Raw genomic sequence first — 11402 nt, 5'->3', positions numbered from 1 at the left:
GTACAAGGAGGCGGGTACCAACCCGTTCTCCTCGTGCCTTCCGATCATCGTGCAGGCGCCGTTCTTCACCGCCCTCTACGGCGTGCTGGCCTCGGTGGCCAACGACAAGCCGATCGGCGTCATCGACCAGAGCCTGCTGGAGAGCGCCAAGCAGGCGCACATCTTCGGCGCCCCGCTGTCGGCGAAGTTCGTCGGCGCGGACAGCGTGCAGGTGCAGATCGTCGTCGCGATCATGATCGTGCTGATGTCGCTGTCGCAGTTCATCACCCAGCGCCAGCTGATGACCAAGAACATGGACCTGACGGTCAAGACGCCGTTCATGCAGCAGCAGAAGATGCTGATGTACGTCTTCCCGATCATGTTCGCCGTGATGGGCATCAACTTCCCGGTCGGTGTGCTGGTCTACTGGCTCACCACCAACGTCTGGTCGATGGGCCAGCAGCTGATCGTCATCCGGAACAACCCGACGCCGGGCAGCCACGCCTGGAACGAGCGTCAGGCCCGGTTGAAGAAGCAGGGCCGGATCAACCCGGACGGCTCGATCAAGAAGGTCGGCGTGCTGGCCTCGCTGACCGGCTCCAAGACCGGCTCCAAGAACAGTGCCGAGGCCCAGGCCCAGGCGGCGGCCGAGGAGAGCGTGCAGGTGCGCCGGCAGCAGCCGCGCAAGCAGACCAAGGCCCAGCGGCAGGCCACGGCGGCCCACCAGGCGCACGCCGCGGAGGAGCAGGGCCCGGCGGCGGACGAGACGGACGCCGAGACGGCCGAGGCCGGGAAGTCCGGCCCGAAGGCGGGCGGGGCGAAGCCGGGGGACCGGCAGGGTCAGCGCCAGCAGCCGCCGCGGCGCGGCGGCCAGGGCCAGCGGCCGAAGAAGAAGTAGTCCCGACCCTCGTTCTCGGCCCCACCCGAGGGCCTCATTCCTGAAGGAGTCCACCTGTGACGGATGGCATCACCTCCGCCGTCGACACCGCGCCGGCCGGCGAGGGCGTCCTCGCGCGTCTGGAACGCGAGGGTGACATCGCTGCCGACTACCTGGAGGGTCTGCTGGACATCGCGGACCTGGACGGCGACATCGACATGGACGTCGAGGGGGACCGGGCGCTGGTCTCCATCGTCGGCGAGGGCGACGACCGGACGCTGCAGCGGCTGGTGGGCCAGGACGGCGAGGTGCTGGAGGCGCTCCAGGAGCTGACCCGGCTGGCCGTGCACCGGGAGACCGGTGAGCGCAGCCGACTGATGCTGGACGTCGCGGGCTTCCGGGCGCGCAAGCGGGCCGAGCTCGCGGAGCTGGGCGCGGACGCGGCCGAGCGGGTCAAGAGCAGCGGCGAGCAGGTCAAGCTGCGGCCGATGACCCCGTTCGAGCGCAAGGTGGTGCACGACGCGGTGGCCGCCGCGGGGCTGCGCAGCGAATCGGAGGGCGAGGAGCCCCAGCGCTGTGTGGTGGTACTGCCGGCCTGATGCCGGTGGTGCCGTCGGAACGGCGTCCGACCCCGCCCGCCTCTCGCGGGCGGGGTCGTTGCCTTTGCGGTGGACTGATGTTTCACGTGGAACAGTGCTGGGACGGGTGGGTGGATTCGACGGTGAGCGGAGAGGCAGAGATGGACAGGGACGGCACGGCGTCCGAGGCGTCGCCGGAGGGGCTGGCCGAGGCACCGGAGGCAGCGGGACGGGTCTTCGGCGATCGGCTGCCGATGGCCGTGCGCTACACCGAGCTGCTGGCGACCGCCGGAGTGCAGCGCGGCCTGATCGGCCCGCGCGAGGTGCCCCGGCTGTGGGACCGGCACGTGCTCAACTGCGCGGTGCTGGCCGAGTTGCTGCCCGCCGAGGTCTCGCTGTGCGACGTCGGCTCGGGCGCCGGGCTGCCCGGCATCCCGGTGGCGCTGGCCCGGCCGGACGTCTCGGTGACGCTGCTGGAGCCGCTGCTGCGGCGCACCACCTTCCTGGAGGAGGTGGTCCGTGAGCTCGGGCTGGACAACGTCACCGTGCTGCGCGGCCGGGCCGAGGAGATGATCGGCAAGCTGGCCGTGGACGTGGTGACCGCCCGCGCGGTGGCGCCGCTGGACCGGCTGGCCGGTTGGGGCATGCCGCTGCTACGGCCCTACGGGCAGATGCTGGCGCTGAAGGGCGACACCGCGGAGCAGGAGCTGACCGAATCGCGGGCGGCGCTGACCCGGCTGGGTGCGGTGAAGTGGTCGGTGATCGGCGTCGGCGAGGGCGTGCTGGAGACCCAGACCCGGGTGGTCCGGGTGGAGGCCGGCGAGAGCCCCGGTGGCGTCAAGGCGGCCACCCGGCGGGCCAAGGCGGCCCGGGCCGGTCGCGGCGGCAAGGGCGCCGAGGGCGCGGGCCGGCGCGGTGGCGCCGGCCGCGGGCGGCGCTGAGTTCACGGCGGTGGCGGGCGGGGCGGGTGGCGATCGGGCCACCCGCCCCGTTCGCTTGTCGGCACCCGGAGTGTCGGGCCGTCGGATTCCGACATTCCGGGCATCGTGTTCCACGTGAAACGTCGCTTCCTGCTGACCGGCGTACTTGATCAGGAGCTGAACCGGACCCGCGAACGGGACCCGGCAGTGACTGTCGCGGCTCCGGTTTCACGTGAAACACTGACCCCCATGCAGGAGTCGGAGATCGTCGATCAGGTGGATGAAACCCCCGTCGCACGTGCCGCGCACGCCGCCGTCCCGGTCACCGGGTTCGCCGGGGAGGGGCTTCCCCGACCCGCCGTCACCCGGGTCATGGTGGTGGCCAACCAGAAGGGCGGGGTGGGCAAGACCACCACCACCGTCAACCTGGCCGCCTCGCTCGCCATGCACGGCCTGCGGGTGCTGGTCATCGACCTCGACCCGCAGGGCAACGCCTCGACCGCCCTGGGCATCGACCACCACGCCGAGGTCCCGTCGATCTACGACGTGCTGGTGGAGGGCAAGCCGCTGGCCGACGTGGTGCAGCCGGTGGTGGACGTCGAGGGGCTGTTCTGCTGCCCGGCGACCATCGACCTGGCCGGCGCGGAGATCGAGCTGGTCTCGCTGGTGGCCCGGGAGAGCCGGCTGCAGCGGGCCATCGCCGCCTACGAGCAGCCGCTGGACTACGTGCTGATCGACTGTCCGCCCTCGCTCGGGCTGCTGACCGTCAACGCCCTGGTGGCCGGTCAGGAGGTGCTGATCCCGATCCAGTGCGAGTACTACGCGCTGGAGGGCCTGGGCCAGCTGCTGCGCAACGTGGAGCTGGTGCGGGCGCACCTGAACCCGGCGCTGCACGTCTCGACCATCCTGCTGACCATGTACGACGCCCGGACCAGGCTGGCCGCGCAGGTCGCCGAGGAGGTGCGGACGCACTTCGAGAACGAGGTGCTGGCCACCGCCATCCCGCGATCGGTGCGCATCTCCGAGGCCCCGAGCTACGGGCAGACCGTACTCACCTACGACCCCGGTTCCAGCGGCGCGCTCTCCTACCTGGAGGCGGGCCGCGAACTGGCGCTGCGGGCGGTCGTCAAGGCCGGGGACGGGCGGCACCGGGCACGCGCGGCGGTCGTTCCGCCGCGCAGCGGCGCGGAGCCTTCCGCGCCGACGGCACAGCACAGTTCGATGGAGGGCAACCGGTGAGTGGCACGCGCAGGGGTCTGGGCAGGGGTCTGGGGGCGCTGATCCCGGCGACCCAGCCGGCGGCCGGGGGAGCGGCCGCACCGGCCGACCCGCCGGCGCCGGTGGTTCCCACCGATCGCGGCACGGTGGCCGCCAAGGCCGCCGCGGAGAGTCTGCGGGAGCTGGCCGGCGACAAGCGCCGCAGCGTCCTGGAAGCGGCGCTGACGCCGGTGGACGGCGCCCGGTTCGCCGAGCTGCCGCTGGACTCGATCAGCCCCAACCCGCGCCAGCCGCGCGAGGTGTTCGACGAGGAGAAGCTCGCCGAACTGGTCGCCTCCATCAAGCAGGTCGGCCTGCTGCAGCCCGTGGTGGTCCGTCAGACCGGCCCGGAGTGCTACGAGCTGATCATGGGTGAGCGTCGCTGGCGGGCCTCCCGGGAGGCCGGTCTGGAGGTGATCCCGGCGATCGTCCGGGCCACCGAGGACGACAAGCTGCTGCTGGACGCGCTGCTGGAGAACCTGCACCGGGCCGAGCTGAACGCGCTGGAGGAGGCTTCGGCGTACGACCAGCTGCTGAGCGAATTCGCCTGCACGCACCAGCAGCTGGCGGACCGGATCGGCAAGTCCAGGGAGTACGTGTCCAACACGCTGCGGCTGATGAAGCTGCCGGTCTCGGTGCAACTGAAGGTCGCGGCCGGGACGGTCACCGCCGGGCACGCGAAGGCGATCCTGATGGTTCCGGATGCGGCGGGTCAGGAGAAGCTGACCGAGCGGGTGACGGCCGAGCTGCTGACGGTGCGGGCCACCGAGGAGATCGCCCGGCTGATGGCCGGTGAGACCCCGAAGGAGAAGAAGGTCACCTCGCGGGCGGGCCGGTCGACCTCGCCGGTCTTCACCGAGCTGTCCGACCGGCTCTCGGACCGCTTCGAGACCCGGGTCAAGGTCGAGGCCTCGCAGCGCGACGGCCGGATCGGCAAGGGCAAGGTGGTGCTGGAGTTCGCTTCGGCCGAGGACCTGAACCGGATCCTGGACAGCCTGGCGCCGGGCGAGCAGGGGCTGCGGCTGTCCTGACGTCGGTGACCCCGAACGGCGAACAACGGGTGCATGTTTCACGTGAAACGTGCACCCGTTTCGTTGGGCGGCGCAGACTGGACTCCTGGGCCGGTTTCCGTGTGGAGGAGGAGGTACGGGCGTGGGGCGAAGGGTCGTTCCGCTGACGCTGGACAACCTCTCGGAGCTGCCGAACACCTGCCGCTCCTGCGTGTTCTGGGAGCTCGACCCGGTCAGCGGACGGGCCGCGCAGGACGCCGGCAAGGGGGAGCTGGAGAAGGAGGGCTGGATCTCGGCGGTACTGCTGGACTGGGGGTCCTGCGGCAGAGTCGCCTACGTGGACGACCGCCCGGCCGGGTTCGTGCTCTACGCCCCGCCCGCGTACGTGCCGCGCGGACAGTCGTTCCCCACCAGCCCGATCTCCCCGGACGCGGTGCAGTTGATGGTCTCCCGGGTGCTGCCGGAGTTTCAGGGGCAGGGCCTGGGACGGGTGTTGGTGCAGACGGTGGCCAAGGACCTGATCCGGCGCGGCTTCCGGGCGATCGAGGCGTTCGGGGCGCAGGGCGGTGAGATCCCCAGCTGCGTGCTGCCCGCCGACCATCTGCTGGCGGTCGGCTTCAAGACCGTCCGGCCGCACCACCGGTATCCGCGGCTGCGGCTGGAGGCGCGCTCCACGCTGTCCTGGAAGGGCGACATGGAGGGTGCGTTGGAGCGGCTGCTCGGCGGCCGGCGCAAGGAACCGGCGCTGCGGCCGTTCTGAGAGCGGCGTTCTCCGCTCCGGCGAGGTCGGTCCGGAGCGGCCCGCCCGGCTCCCGTCGCTTCCTGACGAAGCCTCACCGGGGCCACCGAAACACCGGGGCCACCGAAACACCGAGGCGGCCCGCACCGGGAACTCCCGGTGCGGGCCGCCTCGGCGACGGCGTCCGGAACGGACTACAGGTACTCGGCCAGCTCGCGGAGCAGCGCGGCCTTCGGGCGGGCACCGGTGATGGTCTTCACCAGCTCGCCGCCCTTGTAGACGTTCAGCGTCGGGATGGAGATCACGTTGTACGTCGCGGCGGTCTCCTGGTTGGCGTCGACGTCGAGCTTGACGACGGACAGCTTGTCGCCGTGCTCGGCCGCGATGTCCTCCAGGACCGGGGCGACCTGGCGGCACGGGCCGCACCAGGTGGCCCAGAAGTCGACCAGGACGGGCTTTTCGCTCTTGAGAACCTCGGCGTCGAAGGTCGCGTCGGTTACTTCCTTGGTGGCGCCGGCCACGGGAACTCCTTGGGGTCGGAGGAGAGGTGCGAGAGGGATAACAACGGCGGGGGCGGTTCTGTTTCGGTGCGGAAACGGTCGCCGCCCCCGGCCGGTGGGCTGCTCGGCCCTGGTGGGTCTGCCGGTGGCTCAGACCGCGACAGCGGCGGTCTCGGCCTCGGAGTCCGTCAGCGCGGCGAGGTAGTGCTCGGTGTCCAGCGCCGCGGAGCAGCCGGTGCCGGCGGCGGTGATCGCCTGGCGGTAGGTGTGGTCGACCACGTCGCCCGCGGCGAAGACACCCGGGATGTTGGTGCGGGTGGAGGGGGACTCCACCTTCAGGTAGCCCTCGGCGTCCAGGTCCAGCTGGCCCTTGAACAGGTCGGTGCGCGGGTCGTGGCCGATCGCGATGAACAGGCCGGTGACGGGCAGCTCGCGCAGGTCGCCGGTGTTGGTGTCGCGCAGGGTCAGGCCGGTCAGCTTCGGGTCGCCGTGGATCTCCTCGACCGCGCTGTCCCAGGCGAAGGTGATCTTCGGGTTGGCGAAGGCGCGCTCCTGCATCGCCTTGGAGGCGCGCAGGGTGTTGCGGCGGTGGACGATCGTGACGCTGCGGGCGAACCGGGACAGGAAGGTCGCCTCCTCGATCGCGGTGTCGCCGCCGCCGACCACCGCGATGTCCTGGTCGCGGAAGAAGAAGCCGTCGCAGGTCGCGCACCAGGAGACGCCGCGGCCGGAGAGCTTGTCCTCGTTCGGCAGGTTGAGCTTGCGGTGCTGCGAGCCGGTGGTGACGATCACGGCCCGGGCGCGGTGCACGGTGCCCTCGGAGTCGGTGACGGTCTTGATGTCACCGGTGAGGTCGACGGCGACGACGTCGTCCGGCACCAGCTCGGCGCCGAAGCGCTCGGCCTGGGCTCGCATGTTGTCCATCAGCTCGGGGCCCATGATGCCGTCGCGGAAGCCGGGGAAGTTCTCCACCTCGGTGGTGTTCATCAGCGCGCCGCCGGCCGTGACCGCGCCCTCGAACACCAACGGCTTGAGGGAGGCACGCGCGGTGTACAACGCAGCGGTGTACCCGGACGGGCCGGAACCGATGATGATCACGTTACGGACGTCGCTCACTGCATCTCCTGGTTCGCATGGCGTCCCGCTTGCGCGGGGGAGGGCGGTTGCTCCGCCGCCCCGGACAACGACTAACCAGTCTCCCGCATTCCCAGGCCCGAGCACACCAGGCACCCGCGCTTCGGACGTGGACGACTCAAAATGGTGAGGAATCAGGGGGCCGGGACGGTGCTGTGCAGAAGGATCGACGAGCCGGGGCAGTCCGGGGTGGCCAGGTAGACGTCCAGCGGGCCGCTGCCACCGGGCGGGCGGAACACCAGGGCCAGCACCGGTCGGCCCTGGTAGCGGCCCGTTCCGGTGGTCAGCGGCGGGTCGTCCGGGTGCCCGGCCGCGGCCAGCGCGCAGGCCGGTGCGCCGCCGCCCGGGTCGGCCGGGGCGAGCTGGTCGGCGGGCTTGGCGGACAACAGTTGACGGATCTGCGCCGGGAGCTGTTCGGCGGTGAAGTCCGGGCCCTGGCTGCCGGCGACGGCATTGGGCCGGGGACGGGAGGCGTCGACGGCCGACGGCTCGGAGGCGGCCTTGCCGCTGTCCCCGTGGGCGGCCGAGGCGGTGCTGCGGGCCGTGTCCCGGTCGATCAGCAGCCCGCCCAGGGTGGCCACGGCGGCCACGGCGGCGGTGGCGAGCAACAGGCCCAGGGCGCGGCGGTGACGGCGCGCGGGGCGTCCCGGCCCGGTGGCGGCGCGGGCGGGCCCGCCGGGGCGGGGCGGGCCGGACGGGGCAGACGGGCCGGCGAGAGGGCGTTCCGGGCGCTCCTCGGCGCGGGTCTCGGCGCGGGCGGCGGACTCGGCGGCCAGCGCCGCCGTCAGCCGGTCGGCGACGTCCTGCGGCATCGGTGTGGCGGGGAAGTCCGCCAGCAGCTCCGGGAGGCCGCTGAGCGCGGCGTAGTCCTCGGCGCAGGACGGGCAGGCGGCCAGGTGGCGGTGGAGCGGTTCGGCCCGTTCGGCCGGCAGCAGGTCCTCGGCCAGATCGGCCAGCGCGTCCAGGTCGGGGTGCTCGGAAGGCGGGTGCGGCGTCATCGCGGGGTCGCATCTCCTTCCAGCGTGGTGGCGGGATTCGTGGGTGGGACGGGGGAGGGCCGGTTCGGGTTCCCGGTGCGGGCCGCGGACGGGGTTCCACGTGGAACATCGGCGGCGGGTGCTCGCGGGCCGGGGGTGGTTCCACGTGGAACACGCGGCGGATCGGCCTCCCGCGGAGCGGGGCCCGGGTCGGTTCCACGTGGAACACGGGCGGCGCCGGTTCCACGTGGAACATCGTCCGGGCGGAGGTGGCGCAGCAGGGGCAGCAGCCGGGCCCGGCCGCGGGCGCAGCGGCTCTTGACGGTGCCGACCGGGACGCCGAGCACCTCGGCGGCCTCGGCGACCGGGTAGCCCTGCATGTCGACCAGCACCAGGGCGGCCCGCTGGTCGGCGGGCAACGCGGCCAGGGCGTCCGCCACCTCGCGCCGGGTCTCGGCGCGCACCGCATGGTTCTCCGCGCCCTCGCTGGTGCCGAGCGCGGCGTCCGGCGGGCCGCCCGGGTGCTGGTCGAGCGACTCGGCCCGGCGGACGGCGCCGCGGCGGGCGCGGTCCAGACAGGCGTTGACCACGATCCGGTGCAGCCAGGTGGTGACCGCCGAGCGGCCCTGGAAGCCGGCCGCGGCGCGGAACGCGGAGACCAGGGCGTCCTGGAGCGCGTCCGCGGCCTCCTCGCGGTCGCCGAGGGTACGCACCGCGACCGCCCACAGGCGGTCGCGGTGGCGGTGCACCAGCAGCCCGAAGGCGTCCGGGTCGCCCGCCGTGTGCCGGGCGAGCAGTTCGGCGTCGGTGGGCTCCTCGGCCATCCGCCCCCTCCTCACGGTCCGGCCGTCCGATCCGGCGGCCGCGGGTCACCATCGTTGGGGATCCGGCGGAGCGGATCAAGGGGCGCAGGCAGTCCGATTGCGCGGCTAGCCGTTGACCTGGATCTCGGCGATCCTGCCGCGGTAGCCGCCGTCGTCGGTGGGCACGTTGGTGAGCCAGACCAGCAGGTACCGGGTGGTGACCGGGGCGGCGGGCTTCAGGGTGACCTTGGAGCCGGAGCCGCCGGCGATCGTGGCGCCGAGGCTGCGGAAGCCGTTCTCGTCGTCGGCCGGGGCGGTGGCGGCGCCGGCCGGGGCGGCCTTCAGCTCGACCTTGGTGTCGCCGAGGAACTGGACCTCCACCGAGCTGACGGCCCGCGCCGAGCCGAGGTCGACCAGCAGGCCGTCGCCGGGCCGGTAGGCGGTGCCGAACTGGTCGTTGTAGCGCTGGGTGGTCCAGGCGGTCGTCGGGTTGCCGTCGGTGGCGTTGGGGAGCTCGCTGACGTGTTCGTCCTTGGTGCCGCCGAACGCGTTGAACGGGGAGACCGACGAGATGGCGAGCTTCTCGCCGGTGGCGGCGGCCCCGCTGTCGCTCGGAGCGGGGGCGGGCGCGGTGTGGTTGTCGGTGGTGGCCTTGTTCCGGTTGTTGACGTAGTCCACCAGCTGCCAGGAGCCGACCGTGACGGCGGAGAGCGCCACCAGCGAGGCGGTCCACTGGGCCACCCGGCGCAGCCCGCGGCGGCGGCGCGGGGCGGGCCGCGGGGCCGGGCGGGGGGCGACGGGGGCCGGGGCGGGCTCGGCCGCCGGGATCGCCTGGGTGGGCGCGCCGGGGGAGTAGCGCGGCCGGGCGGCGGGCGGGGTGCGCAGCACCGGCGGGGCGGGCTGCTCCGGCTGCCGGATCTTCGGCAGTTCGGCGATCGCCGCGGCCAGTTCGGCGGGGGTGGTGATCGGCTCCTTGTGGTGCGGCGGCTGCTCGCACAGGATCCGTGCGGCGAGCTCCGCCAGGCCCTTGTGGACGCCGGCCCGGACCTGGTCCGGGGGCACGCAGCCAAGGTCCTTGGGGAGCCCCTGGAGGTCGTAGCGGTCCTCCGGGTACGGCCAGCGGTGGGTGAGCGACGCGTACAGCAGCGCGCCGATCGCACGGACGTCGGTCAGTTCGGCGTCCTCGGTGGGCAGGCCGCGCAGGGCGGCGTCGACCGCGATGCCGTTGATCCGGTACTGGCCGCCGTCGGTGCGCAGCACGCACTTGGGGGTGAGCCGCAGGTGGGCCTGGCCGCGCTGGTGGGCGGCGGCGATGGCGTCGGTGACCTGACGGACCATCTGGTAGGCGTCGTACGGCTCCAGCGGGCCGTCGGCCAGCAGCTCGCCGAGGTCGCGGGCGCCGGGCAGCCACTCGCGGACCACGTACACCAGCTCGCCCTCCTGCACGGCGTCCAGCACCTGGACGAAGCGCGGGTCGCCGAGCAGGGCGGCGCTGCGGGCCGCGGTGAGCACCGACTTGGCGCGGCGGTGGCCGGCCGAGAGCAGGTGCACGCCGACGGCGCGGCGGAGCTTCTCGTCGACGGCGCGCCAGCTGGTGAAGGTGTCCGACTCGGAGATGCACTCCTCCAGCCGGTAGCGGCCGCCGATCTTGTCGCCGCTGTGTCGCTGCGGGGCGGGCAGCACGGCGGGCAGCGTGGCGGTGTCGGCGTCCAGCGTCTCGGTGCTGGTGGGCGGGGCGGGCTCGGACGGTTCGATCGGGGGCAGCGGACGGCGCACGCCGCGGCTGCGGGAGGGGCGCTCGGCGGCGCGGGCGCCCTGGGCGGTCAGCTCGGCGTCGATCTCCTGCGCGGAGAGCGGGGCGGTGGCGTCGGCGGGCGGCTTCGGGCCGTCGCTCCCGGAGGCGTCGGCGGGCTCCGCGGCGGCGGGCCGCAGCGGGGTGGTCGGGGCGTCCTTCGCCCCGGGCTTCGACGCGCCCTTGGACGCGCCCTTCGGGGCGGTCTTCGGGGTGTTCTTCGCGGCGTCCTTCGGGGAGCCGTTCGCGGTGCTCTCCACCACGCTGTCGGCGGACCCCTTCGCGGCGCGGCCGCGGTCGGATCCGGTGTCGCGCTGCGAGGTTCCGGGCGCGGCCTCGGTCGCCGCCCCGTCCGTCTCGGACGTGTCGACGATCGCCTTGGTGCCGTCAGCCACCGTGGTCCTGCCTCCCCTTGTGTCGTCCCGGGTCGGGGCCGGGACGGTCGACGAGCCGCTGCCGGAGTGGTCGGCCGTGCTGCAAGGACAATTGTGCCCACTCGCGGCACCCTGGTACGACCGCTGAGAGTGCCGGGAGGTTGCCCGCTTACCCACTTCCGGGCGAACAGCAGACGAATGGGCCGGAATCGGGGGTGTGCCCCGACTCCGGCCCACGGTAGGCGGACTGAGTCGCCGACGAATCGTCAGCCCCGTGATTGACGATTCGTCAATCCGTGACCGGTGTTCCGGTCAGCGGCCGATCCGCCGACGGACCATCCCGGTGAGCGCGTTGAGTTCCTCGATGCGCATCCGGCGGGCCAGCAGCAGGAACACCGCGATCTGGACGACGGCCGCCACCAGCAGCGTCAGGACGTTGCCGATCCAGCCGTCCACCACCCG

At 73.1% G+C, this 11402-nt stretch carries 12 protein-coding genes; 6 read left to right on the top strand and 6 right to left on the bottom strand.

Annotated features, from left to right (window positions below; all coding sequences use genetic code 11):
* From yidC to IEZ12_RS13960, 6 genes are all read left to right on the top strand, one after another.
* On the top strand, positions 1-877 hold an 877-nt coding region (yidC, locus tag IEZ12_RS13985; protein WP_229847526.1), incomplete at its 5' end, for a membrane protein insertase YidC.
* A 56-nt stretch (positions 878-933) separates the two neighbouring features.
* Positions 934-1455 carry a Jag family protein gene (locus IEZ12_RS13980; RefSeq protein WP_189272337.1) on the top strand — a complete coding sequence of 174 codons (522 nt, stop codon included), beginning with the start codon at positions 934-936 and terminating at the stop codon, positions 1453-1455.
* A gap of 140 nt (positions 1456-1595) precedes the next feature.
* Entirely contained in the window at positions 1596-2375 is a 780-nt protein-coding gene (gene rsmG / locus IEZ12_RS13975) for a 16S rRNA (guanine(527)-N(7))-methyltransferase RsmG (RefSeq protein ID WP_100589612.1), read from the top strand.
* Positions 2376-2630: 255 nt separating this feature from the next.
* A complete protein-coding gene (locus IEZ12_RS13970) occupies positions 2631-3593 on the top strand; it encodes a ParA family protein (protein ID WP_308431037.1) in 963 nt (320 codons plus the stop codon).
* The gene (locus tag IEZ12_RS13965; protein WP_189272335.1) at positions 3590-4642 is read left to right on the top strand and encodes a ParB/RepB/Spo0J family partition protein; all 1053 of its coding nucleotides are present in this window, start codon (positions 3590-3592) and stop codon (positions 4640-4642) included. The genes IEZ12_RS13970 and IEZ12_RS13965 overlap by 4 nt, the downstream gene beginning before the upstream one ends.
* 121 nt (positions 4643-4763) lie before the next feature.
* On the top strand, positions 4764-5381 hold the full coding sequence (locus tag IEZ12_RS13960) for a GNAT family N-acetyltransferase (RefSeq protein ID WP_043915351.1): 618 nt from the start codon (positions 4764-4766) through the stop codon (positions 5379-5381).
* A 173-nt stretch (positions 5382-5554) separates the two neighbouring features.
* On the opposite strand, the gene trxA is transcribed toward IEZ12_RS13960, so the two are convergent.
* The 6 genes from trxA to IEZ12_RS38390 form a co-directional block, all read right to left on the bottom strand.
* Entirely contained in the window at positions 5555-5881 is a 327-nt protein-coding gene (trxA, locus tag IEZ12_RS13955; protein WP_043915349.1) for a thioredoxin, read from the bottom strand.
* Between the two features lie 129 nt (positions 5882-6010).
* Positions 6011-6976: a thioredoxin-disulfide reductase gene (trxB, locus tag IEZ12_RS13950; protein WP_043915347.1), complete on the bottom strand. Its 966-nt coding sequence runs from the start codon at positions 6974-6976 to the stop codon at positions 6011-6013.
* 152 nt (positions 6977-7128) lie between these two features.
* Positions 7129-7992, bottom strand: a complete 864-nt coding sequence (locus IEZ12_RS13945) for an anti-sigma factor family protein (protein WP_189272334.1) — start codon at positions 7990-7992, stop codon at positions 7129-7131.
* Complete coding sequence (sigM, locus tag IEZ12_RS13940; protein WP_189272333.1) at positions 7989-8795, bottom strand: RNA polymerase sigma factor SigM; 807 nt, start codon at positions 8793-8795, stop codon at positions 7989-7991. Before sigM ends, IEZ12_RS13945 begins: the two co-directional genes overlap by 4 nt.
* Before the next feature lie 105 nt (positions 8796-8900).
* Positions 8901-10961 (bottom strand): protein kinase family protein, encoded by a 2061-nt coding sequence (locus IEZ12_RS13935; RefSeq protein WP_189272332.1) that lies wholly within the window; start codon positions 10959-10961, stop codon positions 8901-8903.
* A 291-nt stretch (positions 10962-11252) separates the two neighbouring features.
* On the bottom strand, positions 11253-11402 hold a 150-nt coding region (locus tag IEZ12_RS38390; protein WP_229847541.1), incomplete at its 5' end, for a hypothetical protein.

Origin of the sequence: Kitasatospora griseola, assembly GCF_014648555.1 — a bacterium.
In the GTDB taxonomy this organism is placed as follows: domain Bacteria; phylum Actinomycetota; class Actinomycetes; order Streptomycetales; family Streptomycetaceae; genus Kitasatospora; species Kitasatospora griseola.
The sequence above is the reverse complement of the archived record's forward strand: the minus strand, read 5'-3'. Positions and strand labels throughout refer to the sequence as shown.